Here is a 19,169-nt window from a genome sequence, read left to right as displayed (position 1 = left end):
CCCGTACTGGCCTCTTCGCGGGCACGCTCGTTCCCACAGGTATTGCGCAGGCCTGTGGGGGCGGGCGTGCTTGCGAAGAGGCCAGGCCTGCCGGAGGGGATTACTCGGCATCCAGATGCATCGGCGTAATCACCCGCCCATCGCTTTCAGGCTGCCCCAGGCTGGTGTCGATGAAGTACACCCGGTCATCTTCAAGCTTGCCCTTGTCCACGAGGTAGTCCTTGATGCTGCTGGCCCGCTCCTGGCCCAATGTACGCAGCAAGGCGGTACTCTCAGCCCAAGACTTGATCACCGCGGCGCGCAGCTTGGCGGTACGCTCGTCACGGCTCAGTTGCTCCCATTCTGCTGGCGGCTGCTGTTTCAGGCGGGTGCGGTAAATGCCTTCGAGCATCGCGGGCTTGTCGCTGTCGTCCACCACCAGCATCGAGGCATTGGCCGGCACCTTGTCACCCCGTCGCTGCAGGATCTTGTACCAGGTGGCCTGGTACTCACGCTCAAGGCGCTGTTGGGCAATCAGCGGGCCATCGCTGGCCTGGGCGCTGGTGCCTTCGATTTCCAGGCGCAGTTCCGGGCGCTCTTTCAGCGCGGATGCCAGCTTGTCCAGGGACGACTGGGCCTCGCTGCTGAGTTCGCTGGAACCGGGGGCGAACGCCACGTTGCCAAGGTCTTCCGAGCTGCCGCCGCTGATCAGCCCGCCAATGAATTTGAATGGCGCCTGCGCCGCGCGCAGCACCAGGTTGCGCAGGGTTTGCCAAACAATCGGCATCACGCTGAATTGCGGGTTGTTGAGGTCGCCAGACACCGGCAGTTCGATCGAGATCTTGCCCTCGGTATCCTTCAGCAATGCCACCGCCAGGCGGATCGGCAGGTCGACCGCATCCGGGCTGTCGACTTTCTCGCCCAGCTGCAGTTGTTCCACTACTACCTTGTTCTCGGCCTTGAGCTGGCCGTTGGTGATCAAGTAGTGCAGGTCCAGGTTCAGCCGCCCTTTGCGGATGCGGAAACCGGCGAACTTGCCGGAGTAGGGCGTCAGCGTGGTCAGTTCGACGCGCTTGAAGCTGGTGGCAATGTCCAGGCTGGCCAGTGGGTTGAACGGGTTGAGTGCGCCCTTGATGGTGACCGGTGCGTAGCGGTCTACCTTGCCCTTGACGTCGACCTTGGCCGGCTGTGGCTTGCGGTTGTCGATGGTGCCGATCTGGCCGTTGAGTTGCTGGATGGCCGTGGCGAAGTTGGGGGTAAGCGACAGGTCGGCAAAGTTGGCCGAGCCGTCGTTAATGTCAATCTGCCCGATATGGATGCCAAGCGGCTTGTTGCTGCTGGCCGTGGTCGGCTTGGGCTGGCTGCTCGCCGGGGCGTCGGCCGGTTGCGGGATCAGCAGGTCATTGACATTGGTGGTGCGGTCTTCGTTGATGATGAAGCGTGCATAGGGCTGCAGCAGGGTCACCTTGTCGATCGACAGAGCATCGCCGTGCACGTAGGACAAGCCGTCGACGTTCACCTGCTGCCATTTGACGAAGTCGCGGCTCTTGATGGTGTCGAGGGTGTGCAACTGGCTGACCTGCGCCTTGCCGGTCACATTGAAGGCCAGCGGCGCGGTGTTCTTCAAATCGACCTTGAGGTCGCTCGAGAGCATGCCGCTGCGCAGCTCCAGCAGGATGAACGGGCTGATGTAGGCCTGGGCCACACGCAGGTCGATGTCGCGGGTGCTCACATCCAGCTTTGCCCATATCGGTGCCAGGTTGACCTGGCCTGCGGCCTGCAGCTTGCCTTGCTTGCCCACACCGGTATCGAGTTTGAGGGTGAAGGGCGACTGGTTGAGGCTGTCGAAACCTTGCAGGTCGGCGTTGAGAGGGCCAATGTCCAAGGCTACCGGTTCCTTCTGGCTGCGATCTGCCAGATGCACCAGGTAGTTGCGCAACTGCACGTCCTTGAGCAGCACTTGCCAAGGCTTGCTTGGCTCTTTGGCAGCTTTCTCTTCAGGCGTAGGTTCCGCGGCAGCCGGCTCGGCCTTTTCCTTCGGCGTGGCCTTGGCGGGTTGGCTGGCGAACAGCTTCTGCCAGTCGAGCTGGCCATCTTTTTCCAGCGCCGCCCAGGTTTCGAGCTTTTCGCTGCGGACCTTGCCCACGGTGACCTGCTGCTTGACCAGATCGATGGAGGTTTCGCTAACCTCCAGGCTGGCCAGACGTGCCAACGGTCGGCCATCCGGCGCCTTGATGGCGAATGGCGCGATGCGCACGGAGAGGTTATCCAGCAGCAGCTCGGTCTGTTTGGCGAGGTTGAGCTTGTAATGCGTATCGAGGCTTACCACGCCGTCTTCCAGCACCAGTGGCACGGCATCGCGCACGTAGGGCCAGAACAGCTTCATCTTGCCGTCAGTGACCTTCAGTGTGCCTTCGGAGGCGATCGGCGACAGGCTCAGGGTGCCCTTCCAGTCGATGCGTCCGCCGTGCGGGCCGCTGGCCACCAAGGTCATGTCGGCATTGTCGTTGGGCAGGGTGCTGAGGTTTTTCAGCTCCAGATTCATGTTGTCGTAGAGGAATTCGATCGGCTCGCTGGGGCGCAGGTCCTCGAAGTGCAGGTAGCCTTCGACGAGTTTGATGCTGCCAATACGCAGCGGGAACGGGTCGCTGGGCGGCTCTTCGGGTTTGGCTTCGCTGGCCGGTAGTTTGAACAACCCGGTCAGGTTGAGGGTACCGTCCTTGGCGAACAGCACTTCATTGCGCGGCTTGTCGAGTTCCACCGCTTCCAGATGCAGGGCTTTGGTCCACAGGCTGTCGAGCGAGGCGTTAGCGTAAAGACGCTCGAAGCCGACCTGCTCCTTGCCCGGCTCGCCGATCTGCAGGCCCCACAGCGTCAGCTCGAGGCTGAAGGGGTTGAGTTCGATCCGTTCGAGGTGAGCCGGCACGGTGGCGTATTGGGCCAACTGCTGGTTGGCAATGCGCAGTGCGACACCAGGAAGAATGAGAAAGCCAAGCAGGCTATACAGGGCTACCAAGGCCACGATTGCGCCAGCGGCGCGAGTCAATCCTTTGTACATGTGTCGCTTCGTCAGTCTAAGCAGGAGTGCTTGGAGTATGGCACGTTAAATCAGTTCCGCAGGGGGCACCCTTTGCGCTCAATCAATGCCCATGCGCCGTTTGGCTCGGTGTGCCGAACCGTCGCGCATTGCCCAGCGCAGTACCGGCGCGGTGCGTCGCAGGCCCAGGCGAATCAGGCGCTGTTGCAGAGGCCCGTGCTGCAGGCCGAGCAGGGCCTGGGCCCAGCCGGGCAGCAAGTCGATACCCGCGTGCAGCATCAGTTTGCCAACCGGCTGTGCCAGGCGGCTGGGGGCAGGGGCGTCGAGCAGGATTCGTATCACCTCATGGCTGCGCGCATCACAATGCAGCTGCGGGCGTATGTGTTGCAGATAGTCTTCAACTTGCTGACACGAGCGCGGCACGTCACGGGCGCCAAGGCGCTCGGCGATCAGGGCGATTTCGTTGTAATAGGCATCCTGCTCGGCGCGTGGCAGGCGTGGGTTGCGGTAACGCAGGTGGGCAGCGAGGAAACGGCTGACCTCCGCTACATGCACCCAGGTCAACAGATCCGGGTCGCTGGCCGCATAGGGGCGGCCATCTGGTGCCGTGCCGATGACCTGCAGGTGAATGGTGCGCACTTTGTCGATCAGCCACTCGGCATCGCCCGTGGCGCCGAAGGTGGTGCCGGAAATGAACTGGCTGGTGCGGCGCAAGCGGCCGAGCAGGTCTTCACGAAAGTTGGAGTGGTCCCACACACCGGCCAGGGCCAGGGGATGCAACAACTGCAGCATCAGCGCGCTGATGCCACCGACCAGCATGCTCGGGAAGTCGCCATGGACGCGCCAGCTGATGCTGTGCGGGCCGAACAGGCCGGGGTCGCCCTTGGGCGATTCCAGGTCGAGCTGGCCGAGGGCCAGCCCGGTGAGGCTCATGACCTGGGTTTCGATGCGGCGACGAAGGGCTTCCATGGCGACCTGCTGTGCAGGGCGGCCATGATTGCTGGCCGCCGGTTACTGGTTGAGGCGTTTGTCGATCAGGCCCTGTACCACGCTTGGGTCGGCCAGGGTCGAGGTATCGCCCAGGTTTTCCAGCTCATTGCAGGCGATTTTGCGTAGTATACGCCGCATGATCTTGCCTGAGCGCGTCTTGGGTAGCGCTGGCGCCCACTGAATCAGCTCAGGCTTGGCGAAGCTGCCGATTTCCTTGCTGACCAGGGCCAGCAGCTCGGCCTTGAGCGTGTCATCTGGTGTCACGCCATTCATGGTCGTGACGAAGGCGTAGACGCCTTGGCCCTTGAGGTCGTGGGGGTAGCCGACCACCGCGGCTTCGGCCACGCTGTCATGCAGCACCAGTGCGCTTTCCACTTCAGCGGTGCCGATGCGGTGCCCGGACACGTTGATCACATCGTCGATGCGCCCGGTGATCCAGTAGTCGCCATCGGCATCGCGACGGGCACCGTCGCCAGTGAAGTAGTAGCCGGGCAAGGGCTTGAAGTAGGTGTCGACCATCCGTTGGTGGTCGCCGTAGACGCTGCGGATCTGCCCGGGCCAGCTGGCTTTGATCGCCAGCACGCCGGCGCCGGGGCCTTCGATCAGTTTGCCTTTTTCGTCCAGCAGCACCGGTTGCACGCCGAACATCGGCTGGGTGGCGCAGCCGGGTTTGAGTGACTGTGTGCCGGGCAGTGGGGTGAGCATGATGCCGCCGGTTTCGGTCTGCCACCAGGTATCCACAATCGGGCAGCGCTTTTGCCCGACCTCCTCGAAGTACCATTCCCAGGCTTCCGGGTTGATCGGCTCGCCGACGCTGCCCAGCAGACGCAGGCTTTTGCGTGAGGTGCTCTGCAGTGGCGCGGAGCCCTCACGCATCAGTGCGCGCAGGGCGGTCGGGGCGGTATAGAAGATGTTCACCTGATGCTTGTCCACCACCTGCCAGAAGCGCGAGGTATCCGGGTAGTTGGGCACGCCTTCGAACATCAGCGAGATTGCGCCATTGGCCAGCGGGCCATAGACGATGTAGCTGTGGCCGGTCACCCAGCCGACATCGGCGGTGCACCAGAACACCTCGCCGTCACGATAATCGAACACCACCTTGAAGGTCATCGTTGCCTGCAGCAGGTAGCCGCCGGTGGTATGCAGCACCCCTTTGGGTTTGCCGGTGCTGCCGGAGGTGTAGAGGATGAACAGCGGGTCTTCGGCCTCCATCGGTTCTGGGGGACAGTCGTCGCCGGCATCCTTCGTCGCTTCGTGATACCAGAGGTCGCGGCCCTCGGTCCAGGCAATATCGCCGCCAGTGCGGCGCACCACCAACACGCTACTGACCGCTGGGCAGCTGGCCAGGGCCTTGTCGACGTTCTGTTTCAGCGGGATGCGTTTGCCGCCACGCACGCCTTCATCGGCGGTGATCACGGTGCGGCAGTCGGCATCGAGAATGCGGTCTCGCAAGGCATCGGGGGAGAAACCGCCGAACACCACCGAGTGGATGGCGCCGATGCGGGTGCAGGCGAGCATGGCGAAGGCGGCCTCGGGAATCATTGGCATGTAGATGCACACCCGGTCGCCTTTCTTCACACCGCGCGCTTTCATTGCATTGGCCAGGCGGCAGACCTGACGGTGCAGTTCGCGGTAGGTGATGGCCTTGGAGTCCTTGGGATCGTCGCCTTCCCACAGCAGGGCCGTTTGCTCGCCGCGCTGGGCCAGGTGACGGTCGATGCAGTTGTAGCTGACGTTGAGTTGCGCACCGTCGAACCAGCGGGCCTTGCCGGTATGCAGGTCGCATTGCTGCACGCTTGACCACGGTTTGATCCAGTCCAGGCGTTTGGCCTGTTCGGCCCAGAAGGTGTCTGGGTCTTCGACCGACTGGCGGTAGAGGCGGCGGTAGTCTTCGGGGGTGAGGGCGGCGGACTGGCTGACGGCCAGGGCCTGGGGGTATTTGCGGATATCGAACATGGCGGGTGGTCCTGCTCTTGTAAGGGGCGATGGACTGCAACGGCTATTCGATAGGACAGTGTAGCTGGGAGCGGTGTTCAACCTGGGCCGGCCTCTTCGCGGGTAAACCCGCTCCTACGAGGTAACGCGTTGCCTGGTAGGCGGGTTTACCCGCGAAGAGGCCGGCACAAGCTTCGGATCAACCGCGGTGGCGGCCGCGGAAGTAGTTGATCAGGCCTTGGGTGGAACCGTCTTCGGCGCTGTCTTCCAGGCTGCCGACCAAGCGCTGGTAAACGCCCTTGCCCAGTTCCTTGCCAAGCTCGACGCCCCACTGGTCGAAGGCGTTGATACCCCAGATAACGCTCTGTACGAACACCTTGTGCTCGTACATGGCCACCAGCGCGCCCAGCCGGCGCGGACTGATGCGCTCGACCACCAATGTGTTGCTCGGGCGGTTACCCGGGATCACCTTGTGCGGGGCCAGCTTTTCGATGTCTGCTTCGTTGAGGCCTTTAGCGCGCAATTCGGCTTCGGCTTCCTCGCGGGTTTTGCCCAGCATCAGCGCCTGGCTCTGCGACAGGCAGTTGGCGTACAGCCACTGGTGGTGGTCGGCCACCGGGTTGAAGCTCACCACCGGCACGATGAAATCGGCCGGAATCAACTGGGTGCCCTGGTGCAGCAACTGGTGGTAGGCATGCTGGCCGTTGCAGCCCACGCCGCCCCAGATCACCGGCCCGGTGTCGGTCTTCACCGGGGTACCGTCTTGCAGCACGCTCTTGCCGTTGGATTCCATGTCCAGCTGCTGCAGGTGCTTGGTGATGTTGCGCAGGTAGTGGTCGTACGGCAGGATCGCGTGGCTGTTCGCGTCCCAGAAGTTGCCATACCACACGCCCAGCAGGGCCAGTAGCACCGGCATGTTCTTGTCGAACGGTGCGGTCTGGAAGTGCTGGTCCATGGTGTAGGCACCGGACAGCAGTTCCTTGAAGTTGGCAGTGCCGATGGCCAGGGCGATCGGCAGGCCGATGGCCGACCACAGCGAGTAGCGCCCACCTACCCAGTCCCACATCGGGAAGATGTTTTCTTCGCGGATACCGAACGCTACAGCAGCGGCCTTGTTGCTGGATACGGCAATGAAGTGGCGGTACAGCTCGGCTTCCGAGCCGCCTTGGGCCAGGTACCAGGTCCGCGCGGCCATGGCGTTTTTCAGCGTCTCGAGGGTGTTGAACGACTTCGACGAGACGATGAACAGGGTGGTTTCGGCGCGCAGGTTGGCCGACAGCTCGTGGAACTCGCTGCCGTCGATATTGGCCAGGTAGTGGCAGCGCACGCCGCGCTGGGCGTAGGGTAGCAGCGCTTCGGAAACCAGCTCGGGGCCGAGGAACGAACCGCCAATGCCAATGTTGACCACGTCGGTGATCGGCTTTTCGCTGTAGCCGCGCCACAGGCCATCGTGAATGCGACCAACCAGTTCGGTAATCTGGTTGAGCACCTTGTGCACTTCCGGCATGACGTTCACGCCGTTGACACTGAGTTTGTCACCTACAGGCCGGCGCAAGGCGGTGTGCAGCACCGGGCGGCCTTCGGAGGCATTGATGATCTCACCACCGAACATCGACTTGATGGCGTCCTGCAGGCCCACTTCATTGGCCAGGTTGACCAGCAGATCGCGGCTTTGCTCGGTGATCAGGTTTTTCGAGTAGTCGAGGAACAGGCCGCAAGCGCTGAGGGAAAACTGGTCGAAGCGCTTGGCATCGGCGGCGAAGGCTTCGCGCATGCTGAAGCTTTGCATGGCGTCGCGGTGTTTCTGAAGCGCCTGCCAGGCGGGCAGGGCCGTCACATCGTGGGGTGTACGGTAATACGCCATTGCGCGGGGTTCCCTTGGTGCGTGGTGAGGGCTTGGACACGGCAGTCGTTGCCGGGTTCAGGCTGGCACCATTATAGGCAAAGGCCACGTGCTGGGAATGGGTATGGCAGGGGGATTTTGGTGGGGCATTGCAAGCAAGCTCGCCCCTACAGATAAACGCGCAGGAGCGGGCTTGCCCGCGAATGGGCTGCAAGGCAGCCCAAGACCGTTATGCGGTCTTCTCTTCCAAATGCAGGTAGAGATTGTCGATCAACCGTGTGTTACCCAGGTAAGCCGCCGCAATCACCACCAGGTCTCGATCATCGATCACTGCCGGGCGCAAACTTACGGCATGGCGTACTTCCAGGTAATCCGGACGGAAACCCGCTGCGCTCAGTTGCGCCTGGCCTTCAGCGACCAGCGCGGCAAAATCCCGCTGGCCACGGCCGATGCCCGCTGCAATGTGCTGCAGTGTGCGGTACAGCGCTGGCGCAGCAGTACGCTGCTCTGGCGTGAGGTAGCCATTGCGCGACGACAGCGCCAAGCCATCTTCGGCACGCACGGTGGGTTCGCCGATGATCTGGATCGGCATGTTCAGGTCGCGCACCATGGCGCGGATCACCGCCAACTGCTGATAGTCCTTCTCGCCGAACACGGCAAGGTCTGGCTGGACCATGTTGAACAGCTTGTTCACCACGGTGGCCACACCCTCGAAATGCCCAGGCCGGCTGGCGCCGCACAGGCCTTCGGAAAGCTGGGGCACGCTGACGCGGGTTTGCACGCTCATGCCGTCGGGGTACATCTCTTCCACCGTGGGCGCGAACAGCAGGTTGCAGCCGGCCTGCACCAGGCGCTCCTGGTCGGCTGCCAGGGTGCGTGGGTATTTGTCGAGGTCTTCGTTGGCGCCGAACTGCAGCGGGTTGACGAAGATACTGGCGACCACGAAATCGGCGCGCTGGGCAGCCTTGGCCACCAAGGCCGCATGGCCGCTGTGCAGGTTGCCCATGGTCGGCACGAAACCGATGCGTTTGCCCTCACCGCGCGCGCGGGCCACTGCCGCGCGCAGTTCGCGGACGGTCTTGACTGTATTCATGCACTGAACCCGTGTTCGCTGCCTGGGAAACTGACTTGCTTGACCGCCTCGACGTAAGCGACGAGGGCGCTATGGATATCCGGCTGGCCCTGCATGAAGTTCTTCACGAACTTCGGTACCCGGCCGCTCAGCGACAGGCCGAGCATGTCGTGCAGTACCAGTACCTGGCCATCGGTGGCGCTGCCGGCGCCAATGCCGATTACCGGGATGCCAACGGCATTGGTGATTTCCGCCGCCAGTTCGCTGGGTACGCACTCGAGCAGCAGCATGGCCGCACCGGCCTGTTCCAGGGCAATGGCGTCGGCGCGCATCTGCCGGGCCTGGGCCTCCTGGCGGCCCTGCACTTTGTAGCCGCCCAACACGTTGACGGTTTGCGGGGTCAGGCCCATGTGCGCGCACACCGGCACACCACGTTCGGCCAGCAAGCGGATGGTTTCGGCCAGCCAGGCTGCGCCTTCGATCTTGACCATGTGGGCGCCGGCCTGCATCAGTGTGGCGCTGTTGGCAAAGGCCTGCTCGGGGGTGGCGTGGGCCATGAACGGCAGGTCGGTGAGGATCAGCGCGCCGTCGTTGCCGCGTTTGACGCTGGCGGTGTGGTAGGCCATCTCCGCTGTGGTGACCGGCAAGGTGCTGTCGTGGCCCTGCAGGACCATCCCCAGCGAGTCGCCCACCAGCAACACTTCAACGCCGGCCTGGCTGGCGGCCTTGGCGAAGGTCGCGTCGTAGCAGGTCAGCATGGTGATTTTTTCACCCTTGGCCTTGAGGCCGTTAAGGGTGGTAAGGGTTACTTCAGGCATGTAGGAAATTCCTCGTTCAGGCGCTGTAAAAAACGACTGCATTCAACGCGTGTAGTCATCTTCCGGAGCGGCACATCATCGCGCGTGATGTTCGGGCACAGGTCCGTCCGGGCCTAAATACGGGTATGCGGCACTTTGGTGCCACACGGGACGCCTATAGTCGTGAGCGAGGTGTGGGAAGTCAATCACCCTGTTACCGCATTGTTACGATCAGGGTGTTACTGGCGTTACCGAGGTGGCGATGCAGGCTGGAACGCCCGGTCTACAGGCGTTCCAGGCCGACGAACGGGCATTCGTCGAGCAGTTGCGCGAGGGCGCGGCCATCGGCCAGGCGGAAATCCCCCGGTACCAGTTCGGCCAACGGATACAGCACGAACGGGCGGGCATGCATGTGGTAATGCGGCACTTTCAGGCGTGGCTGGTCGAGTACCTGGTCACCGAACAGCAGGATGTCCAGGTCCAGCGTGCGTGGGCCCCAGCGCTCTTTGCGCACGCGGCCCTGGTCGTTTTCGATGGCCTGCAGCGCATCGAGCAATGCCAGTGGTGCCAGGGCGGTGTCCAGGGCGGCGACAGCATTGGTGTAGCGCGGTTGGCCGGGCAGCAGCGAATCGCTGGTGTACAGGGCCGAGGCGGCTACCAGGCGCGTGGCTTCGACCTGGTCCAGCGCCTGAAAGGCGCTACGCAGCTGCTCGGCAGGTGCGTCCAGGTTGCTGCCCAGACCTACGTAGGCGCGAATGGTCACTCGAACGCCTCGTCGCCACTGCGCTTGCGTTTGCTGCTGCTGCGCTTGCGCTTGCGCGGGCCGGCGCTTTCATCACGGCTGCCAAGCTCGCGGATCATCTCGCGGCGCTCGCTGTCGTTTGCGTCCTGGTAATCGGTCCACCACTGGCCCAGGTCGTCGGTTTCTTCCCCGGCGCTTTCACGCAGCAGCAGGAAGTCGTAACCGGCGCGGAAACGCGGGTTGTCCAGCAGCATGTCGGCGCGCTTGCCGCTGCGGCGCGGCAGGCGCTCCTGCATGTCCCAGATCTCGCGGATCGGCAGGGTAAAACGCTTGGGGATGGCAATGCGCGCGCACTGCTCGGCGATCAGGTCGTGGGCCGCACCGTTCATGGCCGGGATCGGCGGCACGCCCTGGTTCTGCAGGTGCAGCACACGGGCCGGCAGGGCTGGCCAGAGCAAAGCAGCAAACAGGAAGGCTGGCGTCACCGGCTTGCCCTGCTTCACGCGCAGGTCGGTGTTGTTCAATGCCTGGCTGATCAGCGTGTGGGTGTAGGTCGGCCGCTCGTCCAGCGCGTGGGCACTGGCCGGGAACAGCGGTTCGAACAACTCCAGGTCAACCAGCATTTCGAAGGCGATGGCACCTTGGCCGCTGAGGAACAGCTTGAGGCATTCCTCGAACAGGCGCGCGGGTGGAATCTCGCGCAGCATCGGGGCCAGGCCGCGAATCGGCAGGTAAGTGTGCTTTTCGATGCCAAAGTCGAGCTTGGCGGCAAAGCGCACCGCGCGCAGCATGCGCACCGGGTCTTCCTGGTAGCGGTGGGTCGGGTCTCCGATCAGCCGCAGCAGGCGATTGCGCACGTCGTGCACACCGTTGGCGTAATCGAGAATGCGCTCGCTGACCGGATCGTAGTACAGGGCGTTGATGGTGAAGTCGCGGCGTTGCGCGTCCTCTTCCAGGGTGCCGTACACGTTGTCTCGCAGAATGCGGCCACTGGCGTTATGCGACGAACGGTGGGCATCGCCCTGGTCGTCCTCGGAGTGGTGGGCGCGGAAGGTGGCGACTTCAATGATCTCACGGCCGAAATGCACATGGACCAATTTGAAGCGACGACCAATGATGCGGGCGTTGCGGAACTCGGCACGGACCTGTTCGGGGGTGGCGCTGGTGGCGACGTCGAAGTCCTTGGGCGTGATGCCCAGCATCAGGTCGCGGACACAGCCACCGACCAGGTAAGCCTGGTAGCCGGCGCTTTGCAGCCGCTCCACGATGTTCACCGCATGACGGCTGAACTGGTGGCGCTGCAGCGAGTGCTGGCTCTTGTTGATCACCTCGGGCGTGGTGCGCCTGTGGTGCGGGCCCGGTACGGGCGGGCGGAAAGACTGGAACAGCTTCTTCAGCATGGGATGCACTGTGTGAAGGAATGTTCGGCCAAGAATAGGAGAATGGCCGCATGATGGGCGGGGATTCTAGCATTTACTCGGGGAATGGTGTAGGCGGGTAGCAGGATGCCTGCCAGAAGGGTAGAAACGACAAGGGGAGCCTAAGCTCCCCAAGAAGTCGTTGCGTGCTCTTATTGTTTTTTTGCTGGGCTTCTTGTTTTTGTTGAGTGCCCTGCCCACAAATCTCGAAACTTGTGGACGACCCCCAAACCGGGGGTAAAGAGCAAACGGATTGCTTTGGCCGCTGATGACACGTTGATCTGTCGATCCAACCAGTTCAGGCGCTGCTTTTAGTGCAGTTTTTGTTGTTCTCTGCCTGGTTGTGGGGCAAGCCCCAAACACGCATCCTCTCCAAAAGAATCAGTTAGCTGCGCCTCCGCCATCTTGTTTTTATTGTGCGTGAGCCGTTTCGTCTTGTTCTTATTCTGAGTTGCAGTGCTTGTTATTGTTCTTGTACCAAACATATAGCAGGTGCCGTGCCAACTTTTCAAAACTCAATAAAATCAAGGGGTTGAGCGGGTTCTGCAGTTTTTGGCAGGTCGAAAATGTCGCAATTTCGTTACCGTACGCCTCGGGGACTGTTACGGCGGAAAGCTTGGGTAACAGATTTTTACGGGAGGTGAGGTGTTACCTGGGGGGCGCGCCGTGACACGTTCAGCGCCTGTGAGACCGAGCGCCGCCCGCGCGGCGCTTCGCGGCTAAAGCCGCTCCTACATTTGTTCGGGCCAATTTTTTCTGTGGGATTTGCGCGCGAGCGCCTTGGCGCATGGCTCGAGATTGCGTCGTACAACAAGGCGGTCGCGCGCGTGTGGCGCAGGAGGGACTGGCCCGAAACAAATGTAGGAGCGGCTTTAGCCGCGAAGCGCCGCGCGGGCGGCGCTCGATCTCACCGACGCCGCATAGGCTGCGGCGTGCGGTGCGCAGGTGGATTATTCGCTGGTAGCGTTGCTCTTGCGCCGTGGGATGCCCAGGCGCTGACGGCGTTCCCACAGGCACTTGCGGCTGACGCCGAGCTTGCGTGCCAGTTCGGTCTCGGTCATGTGGTCCTGGTGTTCAAGCACGAAGTGCTGGAAGTAGTCTTCCAGCGACAGGTCTTCGGTCGGCTCGTGGCTGGCATTGCCCGCGTTGGCCACCACCAGGGCATTGTCGAGGATGTCGTCCTCTTCCAGGTCGCTCAGCTCGATGTCGATGCCCAGCAGCTCGGCGGAAATTTCTGCGCTCTCGCTGAGGATCACCGCGCGCTCCACGGCGTTTTCCAGTTCACGCACGTTACCGGGCCAGCTGTAGTGACGAATGGCTTGCTCGGCCTCGGCCGAGAAGTGCAGGTCGTCGCGGCCGATGCGAGCGCTCTGGCGGGCGAGGAAGACGTTGGCGATCTCGTTGACGTCGCTGCCCCGCTCACGCAAGGCCGGCAGCTTCAGGGCGATGACGTGCAGTCGGTAATACAAGTCTTCACGGAACTGGCCGGCCTTGGCCAGGTTTTTCAGGTCGCGGTGGGTCGCGGCGATCAGGCGCACATCGACCTTTTGCGACTGCACCGAACCTACGCGGCGTATCTCGCCTTCCTGCAGCACACGCAGCAGTCGAGCCTGGGCTTCGAGCGGCAGTTCGCCAATTTCATCGAGGAACAGCGTACCGCCATCGGCGGCCTCCACCAAGCCGGCGCGCCCGGCGCTGGCGCCGGTGAACGCGCCTTTTTCGTGGCCGAACAGTTCGGATTCGATCAGCGTTTCGGGGATGGCCGCGCAGTTCACCGAGATCATCGGTGCCTTGGCCCGGCGAGACAGGTTGTGCAGGGCGCGGGCCACCAGCTCTTTACCGGTGCCCGACTCGCCCTGGATCAGCACATTGGAGTCGGTAGGCGCGACCTTGCGGATCTTGCTGTACATGTCCTGCATGGGCTGGCACGAGCCGATGATGCCGATCTCGCCATTGGCCGTTGCCGCGCTGCCTTTGTCGGGCGCTGTAGCCTTGCCATTGCTGGCGCGTGGCTCGGCAGGCGATGCAGCAGCGGGGGCGTTCTGCCGGTCACGCAGAATACGCGCTACTGCCTGCAGCATCTCGTCGTGGTCGAAGGGCTTGGCGATGTAGTCCACCGCGCCCATTTTCATCGAGTCCACCGCTGAGCGCAGGCTGGCGTAACTGGTCATGATCAGTACCGGGGTGCCCTGGCCGAGCTTGATCAGCTCGGTGCCGGGCGCGCCTGGCAGGCGCAGGTCGCTGACGATGAGGTCGAAAGTGGCAATGCTGAAGCGTTCCTGGGCTTCCTGCACCGAGCCGGCCTCGCTGACCTGGTACTGGTTCCGCTCAAGCAGGCGGCGCAGGGCCGAGCGGATGATGGTTTCGTCTTCGACGATCAGAATGTGCGGCATTGATTCAATTCTCTCGACGGTCTCGAATTTCAGGGGACGTCGCTACGACATGCCGGGGCAGGGTCACGCGGATCCGGGTGCCACGTTGCCGTTCGATATCGGCCGGGCTGTCGATGGTGATTTGCCCATAATGCTCTTCCACGATGGAATAGACCAGAGCGAGCCCCAGTCCGGTTCCTTCGCCCGGGTCCTTGGTGGTGAAGAAGGGTTCGAACAGGCGGTCCATGATGTTCTTCGGAATCCCGCTGCCTTCGTCTTCGACGATCAGGTCGACGGTGTGCTCGTTAACCTCGCTGCGCACGCGCACGGCGCTGCCGGGCGGCGAGGCATCGCGGGCGTTGGAGAGCAGGTTGATCAGCACCTGGGCCAGGCGCTGCGGGTCACCTTCGGCCCAATGGTCCGGGTCGCAAAGGTTGAAGAACTGTACTTCGAAATTGCGCCGGTTCAACGCCAGCAGACCGATGGCATCTTGTGCCACTTCAGCCAGGCACACGGGCTCCTCGCTGTTCTGGTGGCTGCCGCCGGCATGGGCGAAGCTCATCAGCGACTGGACGATGCGCGATACGCGCTTGGTCTGGTCAAGGATCTGGCTGGACAACTCGATGATTTCGCCATCGTCTTCGCGTTCCTCGCGCAGGTTTTGCGCCAGGCAGGCGATGCCGGTGATCGGGTTGCCGATCTCGTGGGCCACGCCGGCGGCCAGGCGGCCGATGCTGGCCAGGCGCTCGGAGTGCACCAGCTTGTCTTCCAGTGCCTGGGTTTCGGTAAGGTCTTCCACCAGCAGTACCAGCCCGCTGTTACCGGGGGCCAGTGGCTCGTCGATGGCTGCCTTGTGCAGGTTCAGCCAGCGCGGCTGGCCGTCCAGCGCCAGGCGCTGCTTGTGCAGGTGCTCGTCGGGCACGTTGATGAAGCCTTGCAGCAGGCCGCGCCAAGGCTCGTCGATGGTGACCAGGCGCGAGCCGACCACATGCTTGGCGGCGATGCCGGTGAGCTCTTCCATGGCCTTGTTCCACATCAGGATTTCCTGGTCCTTGGCCAGTGAGCAGACGCCCATGGGCAATTCCTGCAGGGTCTGGCGATGGTAGCGGCGCAAGGCATCGAGTTCGGCGGCCAGCCCGGTCAGGCGCGAGTGGTAGTCTTCCAGGCGGCTTTCGATGAAGTGGATGTCTTCGGTCACGTAGTTTTCGTTACCGGACTTGTACGGCAGGAAAGTCTCGACCATGTCCTGAGCCACGCTCGGTCCCATCAGGCCGGACAGGTTGGCTTCGATGCGGTCGCGCAGGCGGCGCAGGGCATAGGGGCGGCGTTCGTCGAACGGCAGGTAGAGGTCGCGCAGTGCTTGCTCGACTTCCTTTTGCGCGGCCTTGGCGCCCAGCGGCTTGGCCAGCTGGGTGGCGAATTCCTGCGGCGAGGCGGCGTGCAGCTCGCGGCGCTGTGGGCGGCGCACGTTATCCACGGCACAGGCTTCTGCCGCGCTGACTTCTTCGGTGCTGGCGTTGGTGAACAGTGAGATCAGGGTGAACAGCAGCACGTTGGCCGCCAGCGAGGCGATGGCTGCCATGTGCCAGCTGGTATCGTCCAGCACATAGATCATGTCCAGCAGCGGGATGTAGAAGCCCTGCAAGTTGCCGAGAAGCGGCAGCAGCATGGTCACCATCCACACCAGGGTGCCGGCCAGCAGCCCGGCGATGAAACCGCGGCGGTTGGCGGTTGGCCAGTAGAGTACCGACAGCACTCCGGGCAGGAACTGCAAGGTGGCGACGAAGGCGACGATGCCCAGGTTGGCCAGGCTCTGGTGGTAGTTCTGGCTCAGGTAGAACATGAAGCCGGCGGTGATGATGGCGACGATCAGTGCACGGCGGGTCCACTTCAGCCAACGGTAGATGTTGCCCTCGGCCGGCGGCTGGTAAAGCGGCAGCACCAGGTGGTTCAGGGCCATGCCCGACAGCGCCAGGGTGGTGACGATGATCAGGCCGCTGGCTGCCGACAGGCCGCCAATGTAGGCCAGCAGTGCCAATTCCTGGTTGTTGGCGGCGATGCCCAGGCCCAGGGTGAAGTACTCGGGGTTGGTGCTGGCGCCCAGGCGCAGGCCGGCCCACAGCACCAGCGGCACGGCAAGACTCATCAGCAGCAGGAACAGCGGCAGGCCCCAGCTGGCGCTGACCAGCGAGCGCGGGTTGAGGTTTTCGGTAAAGGCCATGTGGTACATGTGCGGCATGACGATGGCCGAGGCGAAGAACACCAGCAGCAGGGTGCGCCATGGGCCTTCCTGCAGTGGGGTGTGCAGGGCGGCGAGGGCGGTCTGGTTCTGCAGCAGCCAGACTTCCAGCTCGTGCGGGCCGCCGAATACGCCATACAAGGCATACAGGCCGATACCGCCCAGGGCCAGCAGCTTGATCACCGACTCGAAGGCGATGGCGAATACCAACCCCTCATGTTTCTCGCGCGTGGCGATGTGCCGCGAGCCGAAGAAGATGGTGAACAGAATGATCAGCGTGCAAAAGGCAAAGGCCACCCGGGCCTTGACCGGTTCACCGGTAAGGATGCTGATCGAATCGGCCACCGCCTGGATCTGCAAGGCCAGCAATGGCAGCACGCCAATCAGCATGATGATGGTGGTCAAGGCCCCGGCCCAGGTACTGCGGAAGCGGAAGGCCAGCAGGTCGGCCAGCGATGACAGCTGATAGGTGCGGGTGATCTTGAGGATCGGGTAGAGCAGCACCGGCGCTAGCAGGAATGCGCCAGACACCCCCAGGTAACAGGCAAGGAAACCGTAGCCGTACTGGTAGGCCAGGCCAACCGAGCCATAGAAGGCCCAGGCACTGGCGTAGACGCCCAGCGACAGGGTGTAGGTAAGTGGGTGGCGAATGATCGAACGCGGGATCAGCCCGCGCTCGCTGATCCAGGCCACGCCGAAAAGCACCATGAGGTACCCGGCGCTGATCAGGATCATCTGGGTCAGGCTAAAGCTCATCGGCATCTCGTTGGCTCTGCAGGATGAAGGTGACGACGATCAGGATCAGCCAGAGCAGGTAGGGGCGGTACCAGGCTCCGGTCGGTTCGATCCACCAGTCCATGATGGCCGGGGAGAACAGGTAGATCCCCACGACCAGAAGCAGGACCAAACGATAGATGTACATGCTGGCCTCGATGGTTGGGCGCTACGGGCTTGAACTTATTATTGGCGCAAATGGCAGGGGGGATGCTAGCGGGAATCCACAGCGTTCGCCAAGGGTTTGAATTTACTGGGCTTTTGTTTTTGAGAGGTGGAATGAATGTGCCGGCCTCTTCGCGGGTGAACCCGCTCCTACAGGTAAAGCGTTGCCTCTAGGTTTATTGAGGACCCTGTGGGAGCGGGCGCGCCCGCGAAGAGACTGGTAAAGTTTCAGCGCAGATCAGCCTCTGGCACGGTGGTCCGCTGCGCGATCGCTTCCGGCCGCCATTGCGTGCGCGCGACTGCCAGCACCTCTGCCGGCGTCGCCAACAGCAGTTCCGGGTCTGTCTCCTGCCCCAGCGCCCGCAATGCCCGCAGCAGCAGAGGGGTAGCATGCTCCGCCTGCAGTGGCGGCGAACGGTACGACTTGCCCAGCTTGTGCCCATCCGGCTGCACGATCAGCGGAATATGCAGGTAACGCGGCTGTGAGAAGCCCAGCAGTTCCTGCAGGTACAGCTGGCGCGGGGTGTTGTCGAGCAGGTCGGCACCACGCACGATGTCGGTAACACCCTGCCAGGCATCGTCCAGCACCACGGCCAGCTGGTAGGCGTACAGCCCGTCACGACGCTGGATGACGAAGTCGCCCACCTCACGCCCCAGGTGTTGCTGGTACTCACCCTGCACTCGGTCGGTAAAGCGGTAGATCAGCTCCGGCACCCGCAAGCGGATGGCTGCCCCTTCACGGGCATGCCCGGCGTTGCGGCAAAAGCCTGGGTAGATGCCGTTGTAGCTTTCCAGCTGCTTGCGCGAGCAGGTGCATGCGTACGCCAGGCCCATGTTGAACAGGCGGTCTACCACGGCAGCATAGGCATCGTGGCGCTGGCTCTGGAATACCACCTCGCCATCCCAGTGCAGGCCGTAACGTTCCAGCGTCTGAAGGATGGCATCGCGGGCGCCGGGCATCTCCCGGGGCGGGTCGGTGTCTTCCATGCGCAGCAGCCAGCGGCCGTTGACGGCGCGGGCATCGAGCCAGGAGGCGAGGGCGGCGACCAGCGAGCCGAAGTGCAGGAAGCCGCTGGGGGTGGGGGCGAAGCGCCCGATGTAGCTGGAGTCGGTCATGGTCAGGCTGGGCATATAAATGAAACGGGGCGCATGATGCGCCCCGTTCAGGTGGAAGAAAGATCAGCCTTTGCCGACCGTTTTTTCCTTTTTCTCGGCAATTTCCTTGCAGTCGAAGCACAGGTCGGCGGTAGGGCGGGCTTCCAGGCGGCGCAGGCCGATCTCGATGCCGCACGACTCGCACCAGCCGTACTCTTCGTCCTGAATCTTCTGCAGGGTTTTATCGATTTTCTTGATCAACTTGCGCTCGCGGTCGCGGTTGCGCAGTTCGAGGGCGAATTCCTCTTCCTGGGATGCGCGGTCTGCGGGATCTGCAAAGTTGGCTGCTTCTTCTTTCATATGGTCAACGGTCTTGTCGACGCCGACCATCAGCTCTTGCTTCCAGCCAGTGAGGATCTTGGTGAAGTGCTTGCGCATGGGTTCACCCATGTACTCCTCACCCTTGGTCTCCTGATAGGGTGCAACCCCATAAAGATTCTGGTTGGCTTTTTGCTTTTCTAGGGTGGACATGAATAGACCGCCTCTCACTCATCTGATCCAATGCGCAGGATGCTCCATCTCCGGCGACCGCCGGCCCTGCGACTGCGAGCCGCCGAACTTACCAGATAGATCGGGGGTGCGCTACCCCGCCCGATCCTGCTAGTTGACACCGGCCTGAGCGGTACGTTCGGTGGTGTGCAGAGGTAGAAT

General features: G+C 62.8%; 13 protein-coding genes. All 13 read right to left on the bottom strand.

Features of this window, described 5'->3' with window-relative positions:
- Positions 1-100: 100 nt before the first annotated feature.
- The 13 genes from PRJ_RS23795 to dksA all read right to left on the bottom strand — a co-directional run bounded on the left by PRJ_RS23795 (position 101) and on the right by dksA (position 18,989).
- Positions 101-3,037, bottom strand: coding sequence for a DUF748 domain-containing protein (locus PRJ_RS23795; RefSeq protein ID WP_104962586.1), 2,937 nt, complete (start codon positions 3,035-3,037; stop codon positions 101-103).
- 78 nt (positions 3,038-3,115) lie between these two features.
- Positions 3,116-3,985, bottom strand: coding sequence for an oxygenase MpaB family protein (locus tag PRJ_RS23790; RefSeq protein WP_104962585.1), 870 nt, complete (start codon positions 3,983-3,985; stop codon positions 3,116-3,118).
- 42 nt (positions 3,986-4,027) lie between these two features.
- A complete protein-coding gene (gene acs, locus PRJ_RS23785) occupies positions 4,028-5,962 on the bottom strand; it encodes an acetate--CoA ligase (protein ID WP_104962584.1) in 1,935 nt (644 codons plus the stop codon).
- A 178-nt stretch (positions 5,963-6,140) separates the two neighbouring features.
- Positions 6,141-7,805, bottom strand: coding sequence for a glucose-6-phosphate isomerase (pgi, locus tag PRJ_RS23780; RefSeq protein ID WP_104887043.1), 1,665 nt, complete (start codon positions 7,803-7,805; stop codon positions 6,141-6,143).
- Between the two features lie 208 nt (positions 7,806-8,013).
- Positions 8,014-8,877, bottom strand: a complete 864-nt coding sequence (gene panC, locus PRJ_RS23775) for a pantoate--beta-alanine ligase (RefSeq protein ID WP_104962583.1) — start codon at positions 8,875-8,877, stop codon at positions 8,014-8,016.
- Complete coding sequence (gene panB, locus PRJ_RS23770; RefSeq protein ID WP_003249992.1) at positions 8,874-9,674, bottom strand: 3-methyl-2-oxobutanoate hydroxymethyltransferase; 801 nt, start codon at positions 9,672-9,674, stop codon at positions 8,874-8,876. Before panB ends, panC begins: the two co-directional genes overlap by 4 nt.
- Positions 9,675-9,936: 262 nt before the next feature.
- Positions 9,937-10,416, bottom strand: coding sequence for a 2-amino-4-hydroxy-6-hydroxymethyldihydropteridine diphosphokinase (gene folK / locus PRJ_RS23765; protein WP_104887044.1), 480 nt, complete (start codon positions 10,414-10,416; stop codon positions 9,937-9,939).
- On the bottom strand, positions 10,413-11,795 hold the full coding sequence (locus PRJ_RS23760; RefSeq protein ID WP_020191715.1) for a polynucleotide adenylyltransferase PcnB: 1,383 nt from the start codon (positions 11,793-11,795) through the stop codon (positions 10,413-10,415). The genes folK and PRJ_RS23760 overlap by 4 nt, the downstream gene beginning before the upstream one ends.
- 968 nt (positions 11,796-12,763) lie before the next feature.
- Positions 12,764-14,206 (bottom strand): sigma-54 dependent transcriptional regulator, encoded by a 1,443-nt coding sequence (locus tag PRJ_RS23755; RefSeq protein ID WP_104962582.1) that lies wholly within the window; start codon positions 14,204-14,206, stop codon positions 12,764-12,766.
- Positions 14,207-14,210: 4 nt separating this feature from the next.
- Complete coding sequence (locus tag PRJ_RS23750) at positions 14,211-17,186, bottom strand: sensor histidine kinase (RefSeq protein ID WP_162497230.1); 2,976 nt, start codon at positions 17,184-17,186, stop codon at positions 14,211-14,213.
- Positions 17,170-17,346, bottom strand: a complete 177-nt coding sequence (locus PRJ_RS23745) for a hypothetical protein (RefSeq protein ID WP_003250005.1) — start codon at positions 17,344-17,346, stop codon at positions 17,170-17,172. Before PRJ_RS23745 ends, PRJ_RS23750 begins: the two co-directional genes overlap by 17 nt.
- A 245-nt stretch (positions 17,347-17,591) precedes the next feature.
- Entirely contained in the window at positions 17,592-18,479 is an 888-nt protein-coding gene (gluQRS, locus tag PRJ_RS23740) for a tRNA glutamyl-Q(34) synthetase GluQRS (RefSeq protein WP_033730627.1), read from the bottom strand.
- A 63-nt stretch (positions 18,480-18,542) separates the two neighbouring features.
- On the bottom strand, positions 18,543-18,989 hold the full coding sequence (dksA, locus tag PRJ_RS23735; RefSeq protein ID WP_003250009.1) for an RNA polymerase-binding protein DksA: 447 nt from the start codon (positions 18,987-18,989) through the stop codon (positions 18,543-18,545).
- Between the last annotated feature and the right edge of the window lie 180 nt (positions 18,990-19,169).

Origin of the sequence: Pseudomonas sp. XWY-1, assembly GCF_002953115.1 — a bacterium.
GTDB classification, from domain to species: Bacteria; Pseudomonadota; Gammaproteobacteria; order Pseudomonadales; family Pseudomonadaceae; genus Aquipseudomonas; species Aquipseudomonas alloputida.
The sequence above is the reverse complement of the archived record's forward strand: the minus strand, read 5'-3'. Positions and strand labels throughout refer to the sequence as shown.

Bases quoted from the DNA above. Each gene is read 5' to 3' on its own strand.
- PRJ_RS23795 (WP_104962586.1), bottom strand. From the start codon at position 3,037: ATGTACAAAGGATTGACTCGCGCCGCTGGCGCAATCGTGGCCTTGGTA.
- PRJ_RS23790 (WP_104962585.1), bottom strand. From the start codon at position 3,985: ATGGAAGCCCTTCGTCGCCGCATCGAAACCCAGGTCATGAGCCTCACC.
- acs (WP_104962584.1), bottom strand. From the start codon at position 5,962: ATGTTCGATATCCGCAAATACCCCCAGGCCCTGGCCGTCAGCCAGTCC.
- pgi (WP_104887043.1), bottom strand. From the start codon at position 7,805: ATGGCGTATTACCGTACACCCCACGATGTGACGGCCCTGCCCGCCTGG.
- panC (WP_104962583.1), bottom strand. From the start codon at position 8,877: ATGAATACAGTCAAGACCGTCCGCGAACTGCGCGCGGCAGTGGCCCGC.
- panB (WP_003249992.1), bottom strand. From the start codon at position 9,674: ATGCCTGAAGTAACCCTTACCACCCTTAACGGCCTCAAGGCCAAGGGT.
- PRJ_RS23760 (WP_020191715.1), bottom strand. From the start codon at position 11,795: ATGCTGAAGAAGCTGTTCCAGTCTTTCCGCCCGCCCGTACCGGGCCCG.
- PRJ_RS23755 (WP_104962582.1), bottom strand. From the start codon at position 14,206: ATGCCGCACATTCTGATCGTCGAAGACGAAACCATCATCCGCTCGGCC.
- PRJ_RS23750 (WP_162497230.1), bottom strand. From the start codon at position 17,186: ATGCCGATGAGCTTTAGCCTGACCCAGATGATCCTGATCAGCGCCGGG.
- PRJ_RS23745 (WP_003250005.1), bottom strand. From the start codon at position 17,346: ATGTACATCTATCGTTTGGTCCTGCTTCTGGTCGTGGGGATCTACCTG.
- gluQRS (WP_033730627.1), bottom strand. From the start codon at position 18,479: ATGACCGACTCCAGCTACATCGGGCGCTTCGCCCCCACCCCCAGCGGC.
- dksA (WP_003250009.1), bottom strand. From the start codon at position 18,989: ATGTCCACCCTAGAAAAGCAAAAAGCCAACCAGAATCTTTATGGGGTT.